We start from the raw sequence: 22,598 nt of genomic DNA on the forward strand, positions 1-22,598 counted from the left end.
AACGCGCCGGAGACGAACTGGTGAACAAGCACACTCAGGAGCCAATCGCCGTCGTCGGAATGGCTGCGATGTTTCCTGGCGCGCGGAATCTGCGCGAGTACCGGGACAATCTTTTCGCCGGGTTCGACGCCATTACTGATGCGCCAGGTAGTCGTTGGGACCCAGCTCTTTACCACCCTGAGGCAGTGCACGAATCGGCAAGTTCCGATCGGTTTTACTGCCGTCGAGGTGGTTTTATCGACGATTTCCCCGAAGTTTCTGTGGCCCAGTTCGGCATCATGCCGAACTCCGTCGAAGGAACGGAACCGGATCAGCTCATCGCTTTGGAACTGGCCGCAGCAGCGCTCGCTGATGCGGGACTTTCCGGAAAGCTACTCGACGGCGTGGACCGGTCCCGGGTCGGCGTTATTTTGGGTCGCGGCGGCTATATCTCCCCCGGAATTGCTCGGCTAAGTCAGCGGGTGGGCACCGCAGGCCAGGTGGTTGCGACGTTGAGTCAGCTCCTGCCAGAGCTCAGCGAGGAAGTTCTTGCGCAGGTCCGGAGTGCTTTCATTGATCAGTTAGGCCCGGACCGGCCAGATAACGCGATCGGTTTGGTGCCAAATTTGGCCGCCTCCCGGGTAGCTAATCGTCTTGATCTTCGCGGACCGGCTTACACCGTTGATGCTGCCTGTGCTTCCTCGCTGCTTGCTGTAGGTCATGCGGTGCAGGAGTTGGAAAGCCGCCGCTGTGATATGATGCTCGCTGGCGGCATGCACCATGCGCATGACGCAACCCTGTGGAGTGTTTTCACCCAGCTCAAAGCTCTTTCGGCAGCACAGCTGAGCCGACCGTTCGACGCCGATTCAGACGGCATTCTGATTGGCGAAGGCACCGGAGTGCTTGCGCTAAAACGTTTGGAAGACGCCATTCGCGATGGCGACCGGGTCTACGCCACTATCCGTGGCACCGGCATTGCCAGCGACGGACGGACGTCGAGTTTGATGAATCCGGATCCGGGCGGTCAAAGCCGCGCAGTTCGTGCCGCCTGGAACCGAGCGGGCTCAGATCCAAAAGCAGCGGGCTCAGTTGGCTTGATTGAAGCGCACGGCACCGGCACGCCCGCTGGTGATGCCTCCGAACTGACCACCTTGCGCGAAGTCTTCGGACCCACCGATCCGGACGGTCCCCGAGCGGGCCTCGGCTCGGTGAAATCGATGATCGGCCACGCGATGCCAGCAGCCGGTGCGGCAGGATTAATCAAGGCCGTTCTTGCCGTCTATCACGGCGTATTACCGCCGACCTTGGGCGTCAGTCAGCCACATCCTGCCCTCTCCGATACTCGATTTGCACCGGTTTCCCAGGCAGCCGAATGGACGCCAGATGCTAGGCAACCGTTGCGCCGGGCTGGGGTGAACGCTTTTGGTTTCGGCGGTATCAACGCCCATATCGTTGTTGAACAAGTATCCGGCCAAGCGGCGGTTCCGGTCTCCATCAACGGCACGCTTTTCGATGTGGACCAGCAAAGCGTCGCTTCCCAGAGTGTCAGCAAAGCTGAGCGGCTCCCGATTTATCCGCCGGAGCCCGGCGCAGCACCTGTTTTGCTTTTGGCCGCAGCGAGCCAGGAAGAACTCCAGCTCATCTTGGCCGAGACCGATGATCAGCTATTAGCGCGAGTTGGCAGCGCACCCGGAACCGGATCAGTGCGGCTAGGCATTGTCTCCCCTGGAGCCAAACAGTTCTCAATTGCCCGGAAAGCAGTAGCCCGTGGCAAAGCCTGGCACGGGCGCAGCGACGTTTGGTTCCGGCCGGAACCGTTGTTGGATGCCGACGGCGGCGGCCTCGCCTTTGTCTGCCCGGGCTTGGAAGTGGAGTTCAGCCCACGGATTGACGACGTCTTAAGTTATTTCGATTTACCAAGAATTCGAGGCATCGCTGCCGGCAGCGAATTCACCGAAAACATCAATCTCCAGGGCAGCGCCGTGCTTCAGGTATCACGGACTCTTTCGGCGGCTTTGGCGAAACTTGGTGTGCAAGCTGATGCTTTTGCCGGGCACAGTCTCGGCGAATGGTCCGCCATGATGTTGGGCGATATGTTCGACAGCGAAGAAGTCGATGCTTTTCTCGACGAATCCGGCATGGCCGAGGCTCAGTTCTCGGGTTTGGCTTTTGCCGTCATTGGTGCACCCGCTTCGATGGTGCTCACCGAGTTGGCCGGTCGCGAGGACGTCGTCCTTTCGCATGACAATGCACCACAGCAATCAATGATTTGCGGGCCTGGCGACGTCGTAGACGAACTGGTGGAACTTTTCCGCGGCCGCGGCTACGTCTCAAAGACACTGCCGTTCACTTCGGGCTTTCACACGCCGATGTTTGCCAAGTACTTGGACCAGCTTGAAATATTGACCGGGAGCCTAGCCATTACCTCAGCTCGGACTCCGGTCTGGTCCGCAACTACCACGCAACCTTTTCCGGCCGATCATGACGAAATTCAAGAGATTTTTGTCCGGCACCTTTTAGAGCACGTCCGTTTTAGAGAACTCATCGAGAACATGTCCGGCAGTGGAATTAGGTTCTTTGTTCAGCTGGGTCCAGGACAATTGGGTAGCCTGATCTCGGATACTTTGCATTCAACCGAGCATGTGGTTGTTAGCGCCAATAACGCTAACCGGAGCGGACTTGATCAGCTGCGTACGGTGTTGACCGCGCTGTGGGCCGCTGGCCGGAACGTTGACTTGGACTTCTTGGGCCAAAAGGTTCTCCAGCTTGATGCGACTGCCAACACGGCGAAATCTCTTACGCCAAATTTGGCTGCGGTAACGGACGCTGAAGTAGCTCACGCCGTAGCCGGCCCGCGCAGCAAATTAGATCTTTCCAGCCCGGTTATTGTGCTTACACAAGAAGCAGCACAACGGCTGGGGAAGTCGCTACACTCGGCTTCGGTCAACACTGCAGCAGCAGGAGGTGCCACGGAACTTTCGGCTGCCGCTCTGGCCCCTGGCAGCAATCTGGCCCCCACAGTGGCCGCCGAGCTCAAGGCTTTCCTCGGCGAGACCGATGCATTCGTTGCCTCGGTGCTTAGCGGCAGCTTGGTGGGAAACTCGGATCACGTTGTACCCACAGCTCCGACGCCGCCCGTGCCAAACGAGCCAACTGTTCCGCCGTCGATGCCAGAGATCGCAACACAATTTCTCGACGTCTCGTTGGCGTCCATGCCGCATTTGGCTGACCACAGTTTCTTCACTCAGCGTGCGGACTGGCCAGATTTCACCGACCGGTTCCCGGTAGTTCCCGGCACGACGATGATCAGATTGATGATGGATTCCGCGGAACAATCCACCGGGCGCCATGCGGTGGCCGTGCATTCGGTCCGCTTCCATCGTTGGGCTGATCTCTTCGAGCCAACAGTCATTGAGGTCAGCGCAAAGTGGATCGATGAGAATCGGCTCGCAGTCTCCTTTGGTAATTTCTCGCACTGCACGGTAGAGCTAGCCTCGGAGTACGGCACCGCTGAATCGCCGCTTTGGTCTATTGAGCCGACCGAAGTGAAGGACATGATCCTCGAAGAGGACATCTCCGAGTTCTACCGCCAACGCTGGATGTTCCACGGACCGCAATATCAGGGGCTCACCGCAGTGCACGGCCGCAGCGAAACTCATATTCGCGGTACGGTTTTGGCCAAACCAGCCAAAGGCTCCCTCATGGACAATGTTGGTCAGCTTGCCGGGTACTGGCTGATGTCTGAATTTACCGAGCGCGCTACGGTTTATCCCGCGGGAATTCAAACTTTGCGTTTTTACGGCCCGGACCCTGCGCCAGGTGAGAGCGTCGAGTGCCATATGCGCATCACCGAAGTCAACGATTCCATGTTCCAAACTGACGGTCAGTTAGTGCACAACGGCAAGCTTTGGTGCGAAGTCACCGGCTGGCAAGACCGGCGATTTGATAGCGCTCCGAACATCAGAGAAGTTGAAGCGGCAGTTGAGCATCACGCTTTTGCACAAGCGGAACCGGGCGGTTGGGTCATGGTGCCGGATTATTGGCCAGATCTTGCTTCGCGCGACCTCACGATGCGCAGATACTTGGCTAAAGCCGAGCGCTTAGAACATCAAGCCAGTGCACCACTCGGGCGCCGTCAGCGGTTGCTCGGCCGACTCGCGGCAAAGGACGCGGTGCGTCTGCATGTTTGGGAGTCTGATCCAGACCGGCCGTTGTTCCCAGCAGAGGTGGGCATTGGCCACCTCTGCTCGGGTCAGCCAACGGTTAGCGGTATGCATGGCACTGAGCTACCCGAGTTGGACATTTCCATTGCGCACAGTCGCGACATCGGCGTTGCTATTGCCTCCCCGCGCAAAGCTGGCTCGGTCGGCGTCGGAATTGATATTGAGTCCATCGAAGAACTACCGGACTCGGTTGAAAATATCGCCTTCACGGCGCGCGAGCAGCAGCTCCTTGACCAACACCGGGCCAACACCGAAGCCGGTTCTTTTGAGTACCGGAGTTGGTTCACCCGATTCTGGTCGGCAAAAGAGGCAGTCGGCAAAGCGCTGGGTACCGGTCTGGCTGGCAAACCTCGGCAGTTCGAAGTCCGCACGGTGCGCTCCGGAAGTGCCGAGTCAGACTATATTTTCGACGTCAACGACGGCCAAAACCGAATCTTCGAGGTATCGATAAAAACGATCCAGAATCCAGAAAAGCTCCCAGATCACCGTTACGTGGTCGCTTGGACAACCGGTCCAGCCGACCTTGAAAGGAACCCATCATGACAATCGACCTGCCAGCAAACGCCCCGACGAGCGACGAAGTCCTTGCCGAAATCACCCGCCTCATTGGCGAGCTTCTGGACGAATATAGCCTGGACGACGTCGAGGTAACCCGGGAGACCTTGTTCCAAGACGATCTGGAACTAGAAAGTATTGACCTCGTCTCGCTCGGCGGCCAGTTGCGCGAGAGCTATGGCGAGCGAATCAACTTCGCCGAGTTCATCGGCTCGATGGATCTTGACGAAATCATCAATATGCGGGTCGGCCAATTAGTCGATTACGTTACCGATCGATTGGCAACTACTTCATCGGAGGGCGCAGCATGAGTTTCAGCACGATTAATGGTCACCGGCTGCACTACGAAGTCTTGCCGGCCGCTGGCGTCCGCCCGGGTGAGCCCCGGGAAACGCTCGTTTTGATTCACGGAATGTTGTTCGACAACCTCTCCAGTTTCTACTTCACCGTGGCACCGGCTTTTGCCGAGGCTGGCTTTGATGTGATAATGTTCGATCACCGCGGGCATGGTAAGAGCAAGAAAATTGAGTCCGGCTACCAGCTGCATAATGTGGTTGATGATTTAGCCGCGCTACTCGATGAGATCCACGATGGAACTCCGGTCCATGTGATTGGCAATTCCTATGGCGGCACGCTAGCATTTTCCTTCGCGCTGCGCTACCCAGAACGCGTGGCCACGATGACCTCGATTGACGCCGAGCCACCGACCAAATCCTGGCTAAAGATGATTGATGATGGCATGGCCGAAGCCATGCGAGTCATCGACAAGCCCGAGGTGCAAAGCGATTTCCAAGCACAGTGGGGTCAGCAGGGAATGCGGTTGGGCCGAGCCGCAAAAAAGATCCTCGACGATACTCGATTCATGTACGAGATGACTGACACTCCGGCGGTTGCAGATGATGCGATTGCCAATCTGGATATGCCAGTTCTTGCCTTTTATGGCAGCGAATCCGAAGCTTTCAAACTAGAGCCGTTGATCCGTGAACTGGTACCGATCAATAAGACCGTGGTCGCTCAGGGCATTGGGCATATGGTGCTGATGGATGTCCCTGAACTCGTCGAGACTGAGGTCATCTCCTGGGTGCGCGAGCACCCCGCTGCAGAAATTGTGGCCCGGCGCGCACATGCCCAAGTTCCGGAAAATTCGATCTGATCGGTTGCTCATGCGCATTCTCATCGTCGTCCCGCCTCTAGTGGGACACAGCAGTCCGCCGCTTGCCATTGCTGAAGAACTCGAACGTCGGGGCCACCAGGTCGCCTGGGCGGGAGTGTCTGATTTCCATTCACGGTATGTACCAAATTCAGCAACCTTCTACGACTGCCGCACTGGTTGGGGTGAATCCGGCATGCCGGAGCGTCCCGCAAAGTTGATGGGTCCCGGCGCCCTGAAGTTTTTCTGGGAAGAACACGTGGTTCCGTTCGCTGACGGCTCAGCTGCCGACGTCGAAGCCGCCGTGCTTGATTTTGGGCCAGACTTGATGTTTGTCGATCAACAAGCTCTAGCCGGCTCGATGGTCGCCGCACGACTTGGCGTGCCGTGGGTTACCTCGGCAACGACTATGATCGAATTGATCAATCCAGTCTCTCGGCTGCCCAAAGTGCATGCCTGGCGAAACGAACTCTTCGCGGGTCTTCGACGTCGAATTGGCGATCCGTTAGCCAGACACAATCCGCTCTTCTCCCCCACCCTCACTGTGGCTTTTGGTATTGCTGGCCTCTTCGGCACTCGGGCTGACGTTGGCTCGCCGGTGGAATTTGTTGGCCCAGTGTTCCGGCCAGTTGTTGCCTCCGCGGAAAAAGCCGCTGAGAACGAACGAATTCTAAATTGGGCCAAGGCGTCAGTGAAGCCAACAGTGCTGATTGCGCTTGGTACGACCAATATCGGCGCTGGGGACAGATTTCTCCGTGCGGCCACCGAAGGGGTGCTGAAGGCCGGTTATCGGGCAATTGTTGCGGATCCGTCCCAGGCGCTGGCCGGTGTCAGCGATCCTGACCTACTAGCTGTTCCGTATGTGCCGCAGCAACAGTTACTTGCCCATGTGGATGCTTTTATCAATCATGGTGGCTATAATAGCGTCTGTGAATCGCTCTGGTACAACGTGCCCATTGTGCTTGCTGGCATCCGAGATGACCAGCCATTGATTGCGGAGAAAGCAGATGAATACGGCGTCGGAATCGCGGTTCGCTTTTCCCGGGCCACCCCGGCAAAAATATCCGAAGCAACTCGCACCGTCATTGAGGACAATTCTTATCGGGAGAACACTAAGCCATATGGCGATGCGCTCCGTGGCTCCGGTGGCGTGAGCGCCGCTGTCGATGCGATTGAGCGAGTCACCGCGAACAACCCGGTATTAGCTTGAGAATACTTATTTCGAGGAGGAATTTCAGATGCCGATCACTGTGATCAATGGACTCAAAATGAACTATGAGATTCTGCGAGCCACTGATCGCGGGCCAGAAGTTCCTCGGGAAACGTTGGTAGTCATCCACGGGATTGTCATTGACAATCTTGCGAGCTACTACCTCACCATTGCGCCAGCGATCGCCGCCTCGGGCATCGATGTAATCATGTTCGATCACCGCGGGCATGGAAAAAGCGAGAAGATCGTCAGCGGATATCAGCTCGAAAACATTGTTGATGACTTGGCAAAGCTTTTGGATCAAATCCATGACGGCACCCCGGTTCACTTAGCCGGAAACTCCTATGGCGGCACGGTGGCTTATGCCTTCGCGCTGAGTTTCCCGGAGCGAATCGCTTCGCTGAGTTCGTTGGAAGCGGAACCACCAACCCAGTTCTGGTCGGACAGCATCGCGCACACTTTCCGGCAAAACGACCAGGAGATGAATGAGGTCAGAACCATGGACCGCGTTTTCACTGACTATGGTCAGGGCGGGACAAAAATGCTGAAAAATGGCCGCAGAATGGCCGCAGAGACCAAGTTCTTCGAGGAATTGCCCTATCCACAATTAGTTGCGGATGATGCCATCAAGGATCTTCAGGTTCCGTTACTGGCCATCTATGGCAGCGAAAGTAGTTTAGTAGCGCAGGAACCCAAAGTACGCGAGCTGGTCAACGACGTGAAGACGGTAATTTTCCCCGGGGTAGGTCATTCCGTGCTAACCGATGCGCCCAGGCTGCTTGAAAGAGAATTGATTGATTGGGTTCTCAGCCACCCAGTCGGTTCGGCACAGGGGCAATTATTACAAGCGCAATCGTGAACAACGCCGCAGTTATTTGGCTTTAACCGGCGGCAAGTAAGCCGAGCCCGGGAACAATTTCGACGCCGGCCACCTGGGCCAGCACCTTGCCCGGCAAGATGCGCTTAGACTTGCGAATTCCAGAACCGATCAAGGCCAGCGGCAGCTCCAGCACCTCGGCGTCGACCAAGATCGGCCATTGCCCAGGCAGCCCCAAAGGCGTAATGCCGCCAAACTCCATCTCAGTCAGTTCGGTGGCTCGTTCACGCGATAAGAACGACGCCTTTCGCACATCTAGCCGGCGCTTGACCGCGTTATTTAATATCAGCGCGTTTGGTGAAGGGCACCAGACAGGCAGCAATCCGTTCCACACCCTCACGCTTACCCGCGACGATGACGCAATTGACCAGCATTTCATTGCTCAGCCCGTAGGCATCCTGGGTTGCCGCGGTATCAGAGAGTTCCGGATCGATTTCGACGACGCCGACCTGCGCTGCTGCAGCAAATCCTTGCAGAAACTGGGCCGTCGGTGTCGCGACCAAATCAAGCTGATCGAGTACCGAAGCTTTTTCCAAGCTGCCCGCAGTGTAATTTGCCATGGCTCAATCCTAAACAGTTCCGGCCAGGTCCCAGCTTTGCTAGATCACAAATAGTCGCGAGGGACTTTTACTGACATACTGTCGTCAAGATCAATTTTTAGTACTACGCTAGAACTCTAGCAAAGGTTAGCCTTACCTAATAGACTTTCTCTGTATCATTCTCACTCCAAGGGTATCCATGACCAGCAACACTGATTTTTCCCATGCTCTCCGCGAATCAACCCACGTCATGCATCAAAATGCCCACGATTCGCCATTTATTGCTGAACTGATGACCGGAAAACGAACGATTGCGGACTACACCGCGTTGGCTACCCAGCAGTATTTCTTTTACCTGGCCCTCGAAGAGACCGCAGCCAAGCTGCAAAGCAATGAAATCGCCGGCGGATTCCACTGCACCGAGCTGAGCAGAGTGCCGGAGATCGAAAAAGATCTAGCATTTTTGATTGGACCGCATTGGCGTGACGTGATCTCCCCTTTGCCTGTTACTCGCAGGTACACCGAGCAGATCGCTCAAACCGAAGCGTGGCCAGCAGGCTTTGTCGCTCATCACTACACCCGCTACTTAGGCGATCTCTCCGGCGACCAAATCATGCAGCGACTTTTGCAACGCCAATTCGGCTTAGACGTCGATGGTGTGCACTTTTACGCTTTCCCCGCAATCCCCAAAACCAAACCGTTCAAAGACCAATACCGGGCCAAGCTGAACACTCTGAGCTTCAACGCAGCAGAGCAAAAACAATTCATCGACGAGGTGACCACAGCATTCAGCCTCAACATCGCGGTATTCACTGATTTAGCAAAAACTACGGCAACCGCAGCTTGATCCAGTTATCGTGACCGAAACACCCGTGCGCCGCACTGCTCTACGTCGAATATTTAGCATTGCGTTGCCAGTATTGCTCCTTACCGCTGTGGTGCTATCTGCCATGCTCGGCCAAGTTATCACCGGACCCGAGCAGGTCATTGGCTCGGTACTTCGCGCTATTGGTCTTAACAATGATTGGGCTCCACAAGACCCACTGATCGAAAACACGCTTTGGTTGGTTCGCTTCCCGCGCATCCTGATGGGCATCGGCGTCGGCGCAGCCTTGGCCGTATCAGGTGCAGCCATGCAAGCGGTTTTTGGTAATCCGCTGGCGGAGCCCGGCGTCGTCGGGGTCTCCTCCGGTGCGGCTTTCGGTGCTTCGGCCGCTATCGTGGCGGTTCCGCTTTTGTTCTCTACTGCGGGTCAAAGTTCCGCTGGCCAAGCCGCGGCACCAAGTTGGCTCATCGCTGGTTTCGCTTTTTTAGGCGCGCTTGCCGCTGCGTTATTGGTCTATCTGGTCTCTCGATCAAATGGACGCACCGAGGTGACGACGCTTTTACTCACCGGCATCGCGATAAACGCCTTTGCCGGCGCTGGCATCGCCTTTATGCTGTTCTTAGCCAAATACCTCCAGCAGAGAACAGATTGTCTTTTGGCAGCTTGGCTCGCTCAATGGTTCACTGTGGCCGCAGGCAATACTGGTCGCCGTGGTGATGTTGCTAGGAACCCTGGCTGCTTGGGCGTTGGGTAACAAGTTCGATGTCCTTTCGCTCGGCGAACGCAGCGCTCGACAAGTCGGCATCGACGTTGAGTCGCTCCGAATGGTTTCAATACTGCTGGTTGCTTTACTCACCGGAGTTGCGGTGGCTTTTGCCGGAATCATCGCCTTCGTTGGTCTGGTGGTACCGCACATCATCAGGATGGCGATCGGGCCGGCACACCGACCACTGATTTTAGCCAGCGCTTTTGGCGGCGCCCTATTGCTTGTGGCTGCAGACCTTTTTGCCCGGACGCTGATCCGAGCCGCCGATCTGCCCCTTGGGATGTTGACCTCTTTGGTTGGTGGACCGTTTTTCTTCTATCTCTTGATCCGGCAACGACGCCGTCAAGGCGGTTGGTCATGACCGCGGCAGCGCTGAGCGCACATAACATCAGTCTCGCCTGGACTGGGCGGAAGATTCTGGACGATGTGACACTTACTGTTGAGTGCGGCGAAGTGCTCGCATTGATTGGCCCAAACGGTGCGGGCAAATCCACCTTACTCGGCGTACTAGCAGGCGATATTTCTGCAGACTCGGGCCAAGTGACCATTAGCGGCAAACCAATCAAAACGTTCAACCAGTTAGCGTTGGCGCGGGAACGAGCGGTCCTGCTACAGGACAACGCGGTCAGCTTCGCCTTTCGCGCCGCAGACGTGATCGCGATGGGGCGCACACCATGGTCACGCGCTCCACAACGCGAAGCAGACGAGGCGGCCATCGCGGCGGCTATTCAAGCCACCGATGTCACGCACCTACTCGATCGTCCGTATACCCAGCTCTCCGGTGGCGAGCGTGCGCGAGTGAGTTTGGCCCGGGTCTTGGCTCAACAGACCCAAATAGTCTTTCTCGATGAGCCAACTGCCGCTTTGGACCTCCGCCATCAAGAAGAGGTGATGGCCCTTGCGCGCAAACTAGCTGCGGCAGGCCGGGCCGTCGTCGTAGTCCTACACGATTTGTCGCTGGCAGGGGCTTTTGCGAACCGGATCGCATTGCTAGATCAGGGGCGGCTGATCCACTGCGGGACCCCAGCCGAAGTGCTGCAGCCGGCACAGATTACCGCTGTCTACGGACTCGACGTTGAGGTTATCGAACACCACGGCAGCTTGGTGGTTCTCCCTGTTCGCTGAAGTTGTTGCCTTATTCCGGAGCATAAACCGCTCGGGCAAGCGCATCCAAGATCTCGGCGCTGCGCGGGCCGAAGGAGAGAATGTCGCTGTCGGCCATATCGACAAACCGCTTATTCTTACCGGCATTACTCAAGGCGAGCGCAGGTTTTTGCGCTAATAGCCCGTCTACACCGCCAACAGAGGTGATCCCACCGCTCATCACCAGGATCAAATCCGGATTCATTTGTGCAAGTGCTTCATCCGTCATTGGTTTCATACCTTGCCAATTGATCTCCGCTGCAACATCGATGCCGCCCAGACCGGAAATAAGCGCATCTGCCCCGGATCCTTCACCGAACAGGTAATAAACTCCGCTACCGCCACGCAGGTAGAGGAAAGCCATTCGGAGTTTTTGTGCTGAAACTTTCGGTGCTATCGCGGCAATTTCAGCCTTTTTCTCGTTGACCGAGCTGCCAAGTTGCGCTGCCAGCTTGGCTCCGGAGTCCGGTACGCCCAGCGCTGCGCCGACTTGTTTGGCTAGCTCTTGTGCGCCCTCAAATGACGGCGCGTTCTTCACGAAAACTACCGGAATTCCAGATTGGCGCAATTGCGTGATGATATCGAGCGGCCCAACAGTGCCGTCTGTGATCACAACTGATGGTTTGAGCGCCAAGATGCTCTCCGCATTGACGGACTGCCCGTTAGGGGAGGTAACCAGCGGTAGGTTTGCTGCCTGCGGCAACGTCGTCGCAACATCCCGACCCACCAGTTTCTCGCCCAATCCCAGGCCGTAGACCGTGCCCGCTATTGAACCGGAAAGATCGAATGCCACAATGCGCTCAGTGCTCGTTACCTGCACGTCAACATCACCACCGCGATCGTGCGAAGCCACGCTGGCTGGCAGAGTCTGCCTCGGATTCGCCTCAACCGGGAGCACGGAAGCATCCGATAATTTTGCCGTTGAAATGCCCTGGAATGACTTTGGTTCGCGCAGCAGCTTCAGCGAAGACAATGCGGGCAAACTCGCCGAAGTCACTGCCGACGACGGGCTCCCGGAGTTGGCATCACCGGAACCCAAACCGCAAGAGCTCAACGCAAGGCTCAGCAGCGCTACCCCAGCTAAGCCAACTTTCGACCGCCGGTTCATCGTGTACTCACACTCAGCCGACGTCGGAGGAACAGAACCAGCAGCAGAACCAGGGCCGCCGCAATAATGGCCACGGGAATAGCCCAGAGTAGCCACCAGAGATCGCCCGGCTGAGCAGCACTACCGCCGTCCAAGCTGTTGACCGGCGGCGCTACGACGGGCGTTTTGGCCTCAGTTGGTTTGCCGCAGTCTGCCGGAACCGGGAAGCTGAAACTCACCGGATCGAAGGCAGCGCCTGACTCATAGTTCGGGAAAGCAATATGTCCTGCCGGCGTCAATGCCGACGGCGCAGCGGTGACTTTCATGGTGCCACCGTCAAACGAAGTGCTCACCGCTCCCAGATCTAACTTCACAAACGACGAGGCTTTATTATCGATCATCGCGCCGTCCATCGTGGCTCCGGAAACATCGAGCAGTAAGAACGCAGTTCGATCGTCCACGAGTTGGATCTGCGGATTGGCCACCGTGGTGTTCAGCACGCCGTCGTGACCAGTGAAATTGACCGAGCCGGTGAACTTCACCAAACCGGCTTTCGTGCTGGGGTTGATCGCACCGCTGCCTTGTGACCAGGCGAAATTCGGTGTCTGATAGCTTGCCCCGTTTGCTGTGGTCCAGTTACCGTTCGCGATAGTTGATTGGATGTAGGAGCGGAAAGACTCTTTGAACCCCCAACTCAGGTTTGCCCCATCAACCTTGCACTGGCCAGCCAGGTCTTGTTCGCCGATTTTCAGCGTCACGCCACGGTTGACGCTGCCTTGGAAGGTCAGGGTGTGCTCCCCCGTTAGATCAGCGGGTAAGGCCCCTGTCCAGCTGACATTTCCTTGTCCATCCGCGACAAGGTCATCTGCGAGCACTCGTGGCTCGGAGTAGATGACCGCTTTGATGTACTTTTCATTCGGCTGGAATCCGCTCGCGGTTGCCGTAATGGTGCTACCGGCTTGAAGCTTGAGCGGATCAGCGCCTTGCAGGGTAATACCTTCCTTAACGGGCGCTTCTGCCGGTGGCTTCCAGTCCTTGTTCGAGAATGCAGCAACCGTGGTCTTACCAGTTCCCGCTTTCGTGCCGTCGGGCCCGATAGCCGTACCTGGCGCTGGCGGCGATCCCACGGTGAAGGTCACCGGATCCATTACTTGGCCTGGCTGATAAAACTGGCTACTGCCGTAGCTGAACATCCGAGCTCCAGTTGCACTCAAAGTGACTGGCGCATTCGCATAGGAAACACCGCCGTCGAGTTCGGTTTTTGCCGCTGCCTCGAGGTTTACCGCAGCAATTGCCACAGGCCCTGAACCGTTGGCTGAAACAAACAGAGTGCCAGCGGTTGCGGAATCAATACTGAGCTGCGGGTTGCTAAAAGTTAGATTCAAAATGCCGCCGTGACCCCAGAACTGTACTGAGCCCTGATACCCGGTGCTGCCCGTGCCGCTCGCCACGTTCCACGTGCTGGTGCCGGTTTGGGCGAAAGTGAAGTTTTCCCGCCCGCTGGCACCGTTACTCGTAGCAATCCAACCCCGAGCGATCGAACCTGAGATATAGCTACGGAAACTATCTTTGACGCCCCAGGTCAGAAAACCTGCCACAGTGCTGCCCGGCCTGCTCGTCGCAGTTGGGTCAATGGGTAGTTGTGGTTCTGGAGCCTTTTCTGTAGTCACCGACAGCGCAGCAGGTTTCGTCGCAATAGCACCGGCCGGATTAGTGAACACTGCCCGGTACTGCACGCCGTCATCGAGCTGGCGAGCGCTAATGTTTAGCTCGGCTGCGGTAGCGCCGGGGATGTCTTTGAACGCCAGCACTCCCCTGGCTTTGGCTTGCCACTGCACGCTCGGCGCAGGTGAGGCGGAGGCCTCGACACGAAAAGTGGCTTGCACAGTTTGACTACCGGTTGGCACGTTCAGCGTCAGCGGAACCGGCTGCATGGAAATCCTTGGTGAACTAGCTAAGGAGAACGAAGCAAAGCCGAATAGCCCTTTACCGTCGTTTTCAATGCCTTGCTGCCTGCCATCGAAAGTTGCCGCATAAACCGAGTGATCAGCCGCGACCAAGGGTGGAAAGGGATTTTGGCTCAGGTAGGGCGAAGACAACGTGGTCAGCACGCCGCCGTTACGCACCGCACTCAGTGTCTGCGCGTTGCCGTCTTGAGCCCAAAGCGTGGCATTCTCGGGATCAATCGCGAACACCGAGGCCTTAGCTAAATCCGCCACAGGGTTGGAAACATAGAGTTGGCCGTTACCAGAACTATTGAGATTCTGAGCCAAGGCAGTGCCCGTTCGGGACGCTGCGCGCGTGAGATAAACACTGTTACCAGCTGCAAACGCGCCGTTGTAACCAGTATTGTTCTGCGTGCCAACGTCAGTTCCAGCAATCTCCTCAACAACCGCGGTACCGGGTGCCGGCAGCGTGATGCGTTGCGCTAACACCTTTTCCGGAACGCTCCCGCCTGGAAGCGGGTTAAGTTTGGCTCGGGGCAACAGTAAGGAGCCGTCGCTCAGCACAACACCACCAGCTAGCCGATACCAGGTGCCACCTCGGTCGGACCCGACTAGCGCTTTAGGCAATGCGTATTCGGTTGCCGTTGCAGCGCCGTTAGCGTTGATAACCCATTTGGTCAGCGTCCGTTGCCTGTTGTTTTGGTCTTTATCCCCCGGGGGTAGCTTTCCAGCTAACTGAAATGCTTCGCCCCGTGCCCCGCTCCACAAGAACTGCCCACTTGGAATGGGAATCGACAGTCCTTTCAACACGGAATAGGTCTGCCGAGCTGCATCCCATTGCAAAGCCGAGTCTATGTTGGCTCCTGGAGCCGTTGACGAGCGGAAATAGAGTCGTCCCGCAGCCGGATCGGCCATCGCCAAGCTGCCAATCTGGCTACTTTCCGCCCAGCTCAACGTCAACGAGCTGCCAATAAAACTGCGTTTGGCCAGATCGTAAGCTCGGTAAATTTTCGTCTGCGTTGTGTCATCGTTCGCCACGGTGTGGTAGATCCCCGAGCTGGGATCGGCCCAGAGCGTGCTGAGGTCGCGACCATCGATGAGCCGATTTTCAGCCATCACCAATTTGGGACTGCCCGGTAACGTCCAAGATTCGCTGACCACCGGTGCACCGCCGGGACCGGCGTAGCTGAATCCAACAGGATCAACTATTTGGCCAACCGTGTAACCAACCGCGTCGACTCCTTGCTGCGTCCAGGCTGTTTGAATCTCGGACCACGAGGTGTTTCCACTGTCCAGGACCGGCTTTTTCTCCGAAACATCGAGCTGCACTAGTGGCACGCGACCAAAATCGACCATTTGCCAGGTGTTGATGTTGCGTGAAACAACTTCCATACTCAACGTTGCACCATCGGCTCCGATAGTTACTGAGGGGTTAGCGAATGTCACATCCAGAACGTGAATATCTAATGGACCATTAGAGCCTGGCGGCGGCGAGATGAGGTTCTTCTCGTCCGGGTAGTAGTGACTTTTCCAATGCAAAGAACCGGAGAAATTCACTATGGTGGTGCCGCTAGTCGCATCAAAGCTGCCAGACGTTAGGGGGAACGTGAAATTGCCCCCGGGCGTCGGCTGGGCCGAGCCGCCCGCCAGTGCAGCAGGGCCAGCGTACTGTCGCCAACTTGCTTTAACTCCCCAGTTCAACGAACCCTTGCTGAGTTGAACTGCTGCCGCTGGGATGTTTTCCTGTTTGTCACCTGGTGCCGCGGTTGCAGGTGAGGTGGTGAGGAAAAGACCAGCAAACGCCAAGGCGATCGCCAAGACGCTAGCAAAAAATCGTTGGGTGGACGGCGAGTGTGCAGGCACAGAAAGCTCCAAAGGATACGAAAGATCAAGCGGCGAAAGCGAAGGCGACACCCTCTTGAGTGTCGCCTTCGCCCGTTAGTCGATCAACGGCATCGAAACCGGGTCGAGAAGCAGTCGAAATTAGTCGACGTAGACGTTCACAACGTCCGGCGCGCCCACCGGGACGTACTGTCCGGCCGGGGTTTTGCCGTAGTAAGAGACAACGATGGCGCACTGCTCGCCGCCATTGTCCTTAGCCGTGTTCAGACAGGTGGTGCTGCCGACGCCGGGCTGGCGAGTGGTGAAGTCAAAGTTATTGAAGTCGCCATCGATGATCACGGAGTTGGAGTAGCTGCTTGCCGCGGCGGTTAGACGAGTAGCCCGACCGGATTCACCGTTGCAGGCAGTTCCCGGAGTCTTAGCGACGTTGCAGCTAGAGATTGCATAAAAACCAGCCCCGGTAGGTACGGTTCCCTGCACAGTAACGGAGCTTCCGCTAACGACGGAAGAACCATTGACCGGGTTGGTTACGGCTGCCTGAGCAGGCATTGCACTGAGCAAACCCAAAGCAACTACGGCGACAGCGGCCGCTGGGACAGCGAACAGACGGGACTTCTTTTTGGCGTTCGAGGAGGTTTCGGCCAGCAAGGTGCGAGTCATCTGAGACCATTCTTTCTGCGATAGGCTGGCCTCGCAGCCTAGCCCTATGAAGGTGCCGCATTCGCGGCTCTATGTGGGTCGTACGGCGTCCGGGGCGGGATCCTTCGACAGTTTTCGCCCCGGTTCGCTGCACATCTAACAAGGTCGTAAACCTTGAGTTCGGCCATTGCATGGAATCTGTTCGACCGACAGATTCGAGGCTAATCGACAGCCTTTACTTAGGCAAGGCAAGGCTAAGCTAAGCTAATTAAAAGCTGATGTGATGCTCGTCGCATTTCGATACTTGAGCACATTTCTCACTGCTGCCAGAACGCAAAGTTGCGGTGCCAAAGGCACCGCCACTTCAGAGTAAAACTGAGCTAATTAGTTGCTAAATCAGGCCTTAGTAGTTCGCTAAAACCAGATCCGTTTTGAAGGCATTTTCATGCAATAACCGGCCAAGGCCATCAAGGGTTTTGATGACGTCAGAGCGAATCGCCGTCGCATCGCCGAGCTTGGTCGCATCCGCGCTGACCTCAAGATAGCTGTACGAGCCATTTTGGGACTTCATCGGCGTCAGCTGAAGATCAACAGCGTGCCCGCCAATGGTCGCCGAGTAGTTTGACTGCCGTACCGGACCATAGATCCGCGATTTGTCGATCACGGAGCTCACCCAATTATTCGACCGCCATTTGCTCAACTTTCCGGGAAGATTCGACTGAACTACGTCGATAGAATCCGCACCACCGGGCAGCTGGTCGTCATTGAGGCTGTCCGCAGAAGCCTTCTTTTTATTAGAGAAATCCAAGGTGGAAATTGTGTAGCTCATGTTTACTTGCGCATCATAATTAGTGTCCGAGGAGCTGAATCCCGAGTCATTGGCGGTATCCAAAGTGGCATTGATGTCCTTCGCAGCGGTGCCTCCATTGGCAATACTGAACCGCTTCTTATAGGTCAGTTTTTGATCGCCAGCGCCGTTGTCCCGCTTGATTCGCATGCTCCAACCTTCGCTTGCAAGGTCCTGCGCACTGTCATCAATGTACTGGGCCAGCTCATATCCTGACTCTGAGCTAATGCTCAGCTTGCTGCTCGACGTCGCGGTGAATTTGCCGTTTGAGTCAAGCACCTTTGCCGGGTCCAAACGCAATTTGATCTGGTAGGTAGGGCTGGCATTAGAGGCTGCCCGAGCCGAAAGCGGTGACTCGAGGGCCGCGGGGCCGCTGATCGTTGCCGCGACGACCGCAGCTGCAGCAAGTAATGCAGTCCAGCGCGGAAGCCGCCGCTGTGCTGCTGAAGTGGTTTGAATATTCGCAAGTTCGATAGACATGAATTTATTTTCACTAACCAACACGTCCGGAGGCTCTCAACAGAGTGAACGTTTAATGACTCCAAGCTGGGAATTCACCCCAAATCGACCCACCCCACAATAAACGCTGCACCACTTTTGGTCGTTATGAAGGCCGTATAACGACCAAAAGTGGTGCAGCGTTTTCGATTAGTTCAGCGTGATGACGATTTTGCCGCGCAGATGCCCGCCTTCGGCACGCACATAAGCTTGCTGAACCTGGTCGAAGGGGTAACGCGAATCAATAGGAACTTCGACGTCGCCAGCGGCCACCAAAACGGCAAGCTCGGCAAGATTTTCGTTACTTGACTGAGCACCGCCAACAGAATTCGCGCCTTGCAACTCATCACCGTGCGCTGCTGCCGAAGAGATTCGGTTCAACGGAATGCCCAGCTCCAAAGCTGCCGAAATCGTCGCTGCCCCCTGAGCATCAATCACGCCGGTAATCCCCTGCGGCGCTGCGGCACGGATCCGGTCCGCCTGCCCGTCGCCGTAGCTGACCGGCACGACGCCGAGTCCTTGAAGGTACGCATGATTGGCTTCGCTAGCGGTACCAATTACTGTCGCACCCTTACGCTTTGCCAGTTGTGCTGCGATGACGCCGACGCCACCGGAAGCTGCACTGACCAAGACCGTATCTTGCTCACCCAAATCGAGGGACTCCACCAACGCCCAGGCTGTTCTGCCCGCAATCCACAAGCTGCCTGCTATCTCCAAGCTGAGGCCCGCCGGCACTGGGAGCACCGAAGACACTGGCACCACCGCGAAGTCCGCGATTGCCTCATTTCGAGCTGCCGCAAATACCTCATAACCTACTGCGAACTCTGAAACACCCTCGCCAACCTGATCCACAACTCCAGCAAGATCATTGCCGACGCCGGATGGCAGCGAGACACCGAACGCCGCCGCAATAGGACCGCCATGGAAAAGCTTGAAGTCCGCTGGATTCAGCCCGGCATAAGAAACCTTAATCCGAATTTGTCCCTCCCCAGCCTGCGGCTCCTCGACATTAACGACTTGCAGGACCTCGGGTCCACCAAACTCTTCGTACTGAACGAACCTAGACATCACAACTTCCTTCGCAATAGGACTCGCGCAAGCTCCTGCGCTCACTGAGGCTAACCGTCATGAGCCAGATTTCATTTCCGATTCCGTCCCCTGCAAACGCTGCACCACTTTTGGGCCTTAAACCCATGGAATAAGGCCCAAAGTGGTGCAGCGTTTGGATACGGGGTAAGCCAGATTTGACTATGCAAGTAATTGCATATGAAACTTGATGCATGGCATTAAAGCATGCAGTTCTGGTTTCACTCGCAGAAAAGGTCGCGAGTGGCTACGAGCTGGCCAACCGCTTTGATAAGTCCCTTGGCTTCTTCTGGAAAGCAAGCCATCAGCAGATCTATCAGGTGCTTGCGAAATTAGAGGCTTCCGGCGAAATTAGCTCGGAAGTACACCCCGGCGATGGCAAACCCGATCGAAAAGTTTATCAACTGACTGAGTCCGGAAAGTTAGCGCTCACGGCATGGACCGCAGAGCCGACGCCGGTTGAACAGCAGCGCAGTGAATTCGCGATCAAGGTTCGCGGCATGGCGCATGGTAACCGAGCCGCCGTCATCAAAGACATTCGACGTCAACGTGAAGCGTATCGAGAGCGACTCAATTACTATCTGGCCGACGCCGAACGAAACTTCCCCGAACCACGCAAACTCAGTGCCGAGAAGTTACCGCTTTATCTAGTGCTCCGGGGCGGAATCCGCACCGAGCAAGGCTATCTGGACTGGTGTGCAGAAATGCTCGACCTGCTCGACCAAGCTAGCAATCCCCACGAACTGGAGAACCCATGAACTCCCCCCAGCTGCTCTCACCGTTGGACTTGGGATCGCACACGCTGCGCAATCGGGTCGTGATGGGTTCAATGCACACCGGCATGGAAGACCGCGCCAAGAACTTCCCGGAGCTCGCCGCGTATTTCGCTGAACGGGCTGCTGGCGGTGCAGCTCTGATCATTACTGGCGGCTTCTCCCCCAATATTGAAGGCTCTCTCTCCGGGAGGCTCCACCTTGCGCACCGGCCGGGCCGCGGACAAACACCGCGTGATTACCCGATGCGGTGCACGCCGAAGGCGGTCTGAGTGCGCTACAGATCCTGCACGCTGGCCGCTATGGTTACACGCCGCTCAACCGCGGCGCGTCCAACCTGAAGTCACCCATTACGCCTTTCAAGCCACGAGCGCTTTCTAGCCGAGGCGTCGAACGAACCATTGCCAACTATGTACGCGCGGCGAAACTGGCTCAGCTCGGTGGTTACGACGGCGTAGAGATTATGGGTTCAGAAGGCTACTTGATCAATCAATTCCTGTCTGAACACACCAATAATCGCAGTGACTCCTGGGGCGGCAGCGCCGAAAACCGGATGCGTTTCCCGGTAGAAATCGTACGCCGGGTGCGCGAAGCAGTTGGCACCGAGTTCATGATCAGCTACCGAATTTCATTGCTAGACCTGATTCCCAAAGGGCAAACCTGGGATGAAACGGAAGAACTCGCGCACAAGATTGAAGCCGCGGGTGCATCGTTTTTCAACACCGGCATTGGCTGGCATGAGGCGCGTGTACCCACGATTTTCACCTCAGTTCCTCGTGTGGCATTCGCGAGCTGGAGCGGGAAACTGCGATCCCAAGTGCACATCCCGGTGATGGCTTCCAACCGAATTAATACACCGGAAACCGCTGAGCAGATCCTCAGCGAAGGCAATGCTGACCTCATTTCCATGGCACGACCATTCCTGGCCGATGCCGAGTTCGTGAATAAAGCCGCAACCGGTCGGGCTGACGAAATCAACATTTGTATTGCGTGCAATCAAGCTTGCCTTGACCACACGTTCGCGAACAAGAAGGCCAGCTGCATGCTCAACCCTCGAGCGGGCCGAGAAACGACGCTCCGGTTGTTGCCTGTACCACCACAGCGACGCAAATCAATCGCCGTCGTTGGTGCTGGCCCGGCTGGCCTCGCCGCGGCAACCGGCTTAGCCGAGCGCGGCCACGCGGTAACGCTTTTCGAAGCTCGCGCAGAGCTTGGCGGCCAGTTCCGGCTCGCAATGTAGATTCCGGGCAAAGAAGAGTTTGCGCAGACGCTGAAGTTTTACACCAGACGCTTGGAAGTCCTGGGCGTGACGTTCAGACTGTCCACCAAGGCTGATCTCACCGCACTTGCCCCGTTCGACGACGTCGTACTCGCCACCGGCGTGCGTGCCCGAGTGCCAAAGATTCTCGGCGTCGAGCACCCGTCCGTGATTCGATACGACGAGCTGCTGCGTGGCGAAAAAGCCGCCGGTCCCCGGGTAGCGATTATCGGCGCTGGCGGCATCGGTTTTGACGTTGGCGAGTACTTGCTACACGATCCAGACGAGTCGATTCCAGCTTGGCAAGAACGCTGGGGTATCAGTAAGGATACCGACGTCGCTGGCGGATTAGGTACCGCAGTGCTTGCGCCGCCGCGACGCGAGTTGTATTTGTTGCAACGAAAAACCACGTCGTTCGGTGCTGGCCTCGGTAAGACTTCGGGTTGGGTACACCGGGCGGCCTTGCGAGCTGCTAAGACTGAAATGATTGGCGGCGTTGAGTACCAAAAGATCGACGACGCCGGACTACATATCCTGCTGTCCGACGGCAGCACTCGGATCATCGAGGTTGATTCGATCATTTTGTGCGCTGGACAGGACTCGGTTCGTGACCTGGTGGCCAATGAACCCGGAGATAAGGTCCACGTCATCGGCGGTGCTGACGTGGCCGCCGAGCTGGATGCCAAACGGGCTATCAAACAAGCAACTGAGTTGGCCGCGAGGCTATAGCCGGACTCTATGCCACGTCCGATTTCCGCGAGTAAATGTGCGCCAATGCCAGCAGAATAAACGAATGAGTATTCCGCAAAACCATCTCCGGATTCAGCCTGCCATCTTGTATTTCGGTACGCCGGTCGTGCTGATCAGCACACTCAACCCGGATAACACGGTCAACGTGGCGCCGATCTCTTCGATATTTTGGTTAGCCCAGCGAGCGGTGATCGGCATCAGCGCTAGTTCACAGACTGCGCAAAATCTCTTGGGATCAAAGGAATGCGTGCTCAATTTGCCTGCTGCCGAGCAAAGCGAACTAGTCAATGCCTTGGCTCTGACAACAGGAAACCCGGAAATCTCAATCAACAAAACGCGCCGCGGATATCGCTATGTTTCGGATAAGGCAGCCCGCGCAGGGATAAGTTTCCAAGCTTCCGAAGAGATCAAAACGCCGCGTGTAGCGCAGTGCCCGGTGCAACAGGAGGCAAAGCTGGTCCGAAGCGAGTCTTTGATGGCCGACGTCGCAGCGCAGGCTGGAAAAATTCTCACCATGGAGCTTGAGATTTTGGCCGTGCATATCCTGCCAGAGCTACGTATGGCCGCGAATCAGTGAATCGCCCCGGTGTGTCCGGAGACTTTC

19 protein-coding genes and 1 pseudogene are annotated in these 22,598 nt (G+C 56.6%); 13 read left to right on the top strand and 7 right to left on the bottom strand.

The window, feature by feature from the left end:
- The first annotated feature begins 20 nt into the window (after positions 1-20).
- The 5 genes from RSAL33209_RS11245 to RSAL33209_RS11265 are packed head-to-tail and all read left to right on the top strand — an operon-like array spanning position 21 to position 7,976.
- Entirely contained in the window at positions 21-4,745 is a 4,725-nt protein-coding gene (locus tag RSAL33209_RS11245; RefSeq protein WP_199533170.1) for a type I polyketide synthase, read from the top strand.
- Entirely contained in the window at positions 4,742-5,068 is a 327-nt protein-coding gene (locus RSAL33209_RS11250; protein WP_012245927.1) for an acyl carrier protein, read from the top strand. Before RSAL33209_RS11245 ends, RSAL33209_RS11250 begins: the two co-directional genes overlap by 4 nt.
- Entirely contained in the window at positions 5,065-5,910 is an 846-nt protein-coding gene (locus RSAL33209_RS11255; RefSeq protein ID WP_012245928.1) for an alpha/beta fold hydrolase, read from the top strand. Before RSAL33209_RS11250 ends, RSAL33209_RS11255 begins: the two co-directional genes overlap by 4 nt.
- Complete coding sequence (locus RSAL33209_RS11260) at positions 5,882-7,117, top strand: glycosyltransferase (protein WP_244862346.1); 1,236 nt, start codon at positions 5,882-5,884, stop codon at positions 7,115-7,117. Before RSAL33209_RS11255 ends, RSAL33209_RS11260 begins: the two co-directional genes overlap by 29 nt.
- A gap of 28 nt (positions 7,118-7,145) precedes the next feature.
- Positions 7,146-7,976 (top strand): alpha/beta fold hydrolase, encoded by an 831-nt coding sequence (locus tag RSAL33209_RS11265; protein ID WP_012245930.1) that lies wholly within the window; start codon positions 7,146-7,148, stop codon positions 7,974-7,976.
- Positions 7,977-7,998: 22 nt separating this feature from the next.
- Here the strand turns inward: RSAL33209_RS11265 and RSAL33209_RS19700 are convergent, their stop codons facing one another.
- Both RSAL33209_RS19700 and RSAL33209_RS19705 read right to left on the bottom strand, forming a co-directional pair.
- A complete protein-coding gene (locus RSAL33209_RS19700) occupies positions 7,999-8,247 on the bottom strand; it encodes a YbaK/EbsC family protein (protein WP_325050036.1) in 249 nt (82 codons plus the stop codon).
- Positions 8,248-8,269: 22 nt separating this feature from the next.
- A complete protein-coding gene (locus RSAL33209_RS19705; RefSeq protein ID WP_012245932.1) occupies positions 8,270-8,554 on the bottom strand; it encodes a YbaK/EbsC family protein in 285 nt (94 codons plus the stop codon).
- 178 nt (positions 8,555-8,732) lie between these two features.
- Here RSAL33209_RS19705 and RSAL33209_RS11275 point away from each other — a divergent pair, with 178 nt between their 5' ends.
- From RSAL33209_RS11275 to RSAL33209_RS11285, 3 genes and pseudogenes are all read left to right on the top strand, one after another.
- Positions 8,733-9,380: a biliverdin-producing heme oxygenase gene (locus tag RSAL33209_RS11275; RefSeq protein WP_012245933.1), complete on the top strand. Its 648-nt coding sequence runs from the start codon at positions 8,733-8,735 to the stop codon at positions 9,378-9,380.
- Positions 9,381-9,387: 7 nt separating this feature from the next.
- A pseudogene (locus tag RSAL33209_RS11280) lies at positions 9,388-10,486 on the top strand (FecCD family ABC transporter permease).
- Positions 10,483-11,250 (top strand): heme ABC transporter ATP-binding protein, encoded by a 768-nt coding sequence (locus RSAL33209_RS11285; protein WP_041684721.1) that lies wholly within the window; start codon positions 10,483-10,485, stop codon positions 11,248-11,250. Before RSAL33209_RS11280 ends, RSAL33209_RS11285 begins: the two are co-directional and overlap by 4 nt.
- 10 nt (positions 11,251-11,260) lie before the next feature.
- Here RSAL33209_RS11285 and RSAL33209_RS11290 read toward each other — a convergent pair whose 3' ends face one another.
- From RSAL33209_RS11290 to RSAL33209_RS11305, 5 genes are all read right to left on the bottom strand, one after another.
- Entirely contained in the window at positions 11,261-12,376 is a 1,116-nt protein-coding gene (locus RSAL33209_RS11290) for a heme/hemin ABC transporter substrate-binding protein (RefSeq protein WP_012245937.1), read from the bottom strand.
- The gene (locus RSAL33209_RS16375; RefSeq protein WP_158539313.1) at positions 12,373-16,164 is read right to left on the bottom strand and encodes an HtaA domain-containing protein; all 3,792 of its coding nucleotides are present in this window, start codon (positions 16,162-16,164) and stop codon (positions 12,373-12,375) included. Before RSAL33209_RS16375 ends, RSAL33209_RS11290 begins: the two co-directional genes overlap by 4 nt.
- A 120-nt stretch (positions 16,165-16,284) precedes the next feature.
- A complete protein-coding gene (locus RSAL33209_RS16380; RefSeq protein ID WP_012245939.1) occupies positions 16,285-16,803 on the bottom strand; it encodes a hypothetical protein in 519 nt (172 codons plus the stop codon).
- 382 nt (positions 16,804-17,185) lie between these two features.
- A complete protein-coding gene (locus RSAL33209_RS11300; protein ID WP_145962074.1) occupies positions 17,186-18,109 on the bottom strand; it encodes a hypothetical protein in 924 nt (307 codons plus the stop codon).
- A gap of 168 nt (positions 18,110-18,277) precedes the next feature.
- Entirely contained in the window at positions 18,278-19,195 is a 918-nt protein-coding gene (locus tag RSAL33209_RS11305) for an NADP-dependent oxidoreductase (protein ID WP_041684722.1), read from the bottom strand.
- A gap of 212 nt (positions 19,196-19,407) precedes the next feature.
- Here RSAL33209_RS11305 and RSAL33209_RS11310 point away from each other — a divergent pair, with 212 nt between their 5' ends.
- From RSAL33209_RS11310 to RSAL33209_RS11320, 5 genes are all read left to right on the top strand, one after another.
- The gene (locus RSAL33209_RS11310) at positions 19,408-19,971 is read left to right on the top strand and encodes a PadR family transcriptional regulator (protein WP_012245942.1); all 564 of its coding nucleotides are present in this window, start codon (positions 19,408-19,410) and stop codon (positions 19,969-19,971) included.
- The gene (locus tag RSAL33209_RS19710) at positions 19,968-20,258 is read left to right on the top strand and encodes an oxidoreductase (RefSeq protein ID WP_012245943.1); all 291 of its coding nucleotides are present in this window, start codon (positions 19,968-19,970) and stop codon (positions 20,256-20,258) included. Before RSAL33209_RS11310 ends, RSAL33209_RS19710 begins: the two co-directional genes overlap by 4 nt.
- Complete coding sequence (locus tag RSAL33209_RS19715; RefSeq protein WP_012245944.1) at positions 20,237-21,226, top strand: 2,4-dienoyl-CoA reductase FMN-binding domain-containing protein; 990 nt, start codon at positions 20,237-20,239, stop codon at positions 21,224-21,226. The genes RSAL33209_RS19710 and RSAL33209_RS19715 overlap by 22 nt, the downstream gene beginning before the upstream one ends.
- A gap of 66 nt (positions 21,227-21,292) precedes the next feature.
- Positions 21,293-21,973: an FAD/NAD(P)-binding oxidoreductase gene (locus tag RSAL33209_RS19720; RefSeq protein ID WP_325051557.1), complete on the top strand. Its 681-nt coding sequence runs from the start codon at positions 21,293-21,295 to the stop codon at positions 21,971-21,973.
- Between the two features lie 64 nt (positions 21,974-22,037).
- Entirely contained in the window at positions 22,038-22,571 is a 534-nt protein-coding gene (locus tag RSAL33209_RS11320) for a flavin reductase family protein (RefSeq protein WP_012245946.1), read from the top strand.
- Positions 22,572-22,598 lie beyond the last annotated feature (27 nt).

The sequence above is a fragment of the Renibacterium salmoninarum ATCC 33209 genome (assembly GCF_000018885.1).
Lineage (GTDB): Bacteria > Actinomycetota > Actinomycetes > Actinomycetales > Micrococcaceae > Renibacterium > Renibacterium salmoninarum.

Excerpts from the sequence above, each read along its gene's own strand:
- RSAL33209_RS11290 (WP_012245937.1), bottom strand. The coding sequence starts at position 12,376 with ATGAACCGGCGGTCGAAAGTTGGCTTAGCTGGGGTAGCGCTGCTGAGC.
- RSAL33209_RS19705 (WP_012245932.1), bottom strand. The coding sequence starts at position 8,554 with ATGGCAAATTACACTGCGGGCAGCTTGGAAAAAGCTTCGGTACTCGAT.
- RSAL33209_RS11255 (WP_012245928.1), top strand. The coding sequence starts at position 5,065 with ATGAGTTTCAGCACGATTAATGGTCACCGGCTGCACTACGAAGTCTTG.
- RSAL33209_RS11275 (WP_012245933.1), top strand. The coding sequence starts at position 8,733 with ATGACCAGCAACACTGATTTTTCCCATGCTCTCCGCGAATCAACCCAC.
- RSAL33209_RS11265 (WP_012245930.1), top strand. The coding sequence starts at position 7,146 with ATGCCGATCACTGTGATCAATGGACTCAAAATGAACTATGAGATTCTG.
- RSAL33209_RS11305 (WP_041684722.1), bottom strand. The coding sequence starts at position 19,195 with ATGTCTAGGTTCGTTCAGTACGAAGAGTTTGGTGGACCCGAGGTCCTG.
- RSAL33209_RS11310 (WP_012245942.1), top strand. The coding sequence starts at position 19,408 with ATGGCATTAAAGCATGCAGTTCTGGTTTCACTCGCAGAAAAGGTCGCG.
- RSAL33209_RS11260 (WP_244862346.1), top strand. The coding sequence starts at position 5,882 with ATGCCCAAGTTCCGGAAAATTCGATCTGATCGGTTGCTCATGCGCATT.
- RSAL33209_RS19710 (WP_012245943.1), top strand. The coding sequence starts at position 19,968 with ATGAACTCCCCCCAGCTGCTCTCACCGTTGGACTTGGGATCGCACACG.
- RSAL33209_RS16380 (WP_012245939.1), bottom strand. The coding sequence starts at position 16,803 with ATGACTCGCACCTTGCTGGCCGAAACCTCCTCGAACGCCAAAAAGAAG.
- RSAL33209_RS11250 (WP_012245927.1), top strand. The coding sequence starts at position 4,742 with ATGACAATCGACCTGCCAGCAAACGCCCCGACGAGCGACGAAGTCCTT.
- RSAL33209_RS11320 (WP_012245946.1), top strand. The coding sequence starts at position 22,038 with ATGAGTATTCCGCAAAACCATCTCCGGATTCAGCCTGCCATCTTGTAT.
- RSAL33209_RS11285 (WP_041684721.1), top strand. The coding sequence starts at position 10,483 with ATGACCGCGGCAGCGCTGAGCGCACATAACATCAGTCTCGCCTGGACT.
- RSAL33209_RS11300 (WP_145962074.1), bottom strand. The coding sequence starts at position 18,109 with ATGTCTATCGAACTTGCGAATATTCAAACCACTTCAGCAGCACAGCGG.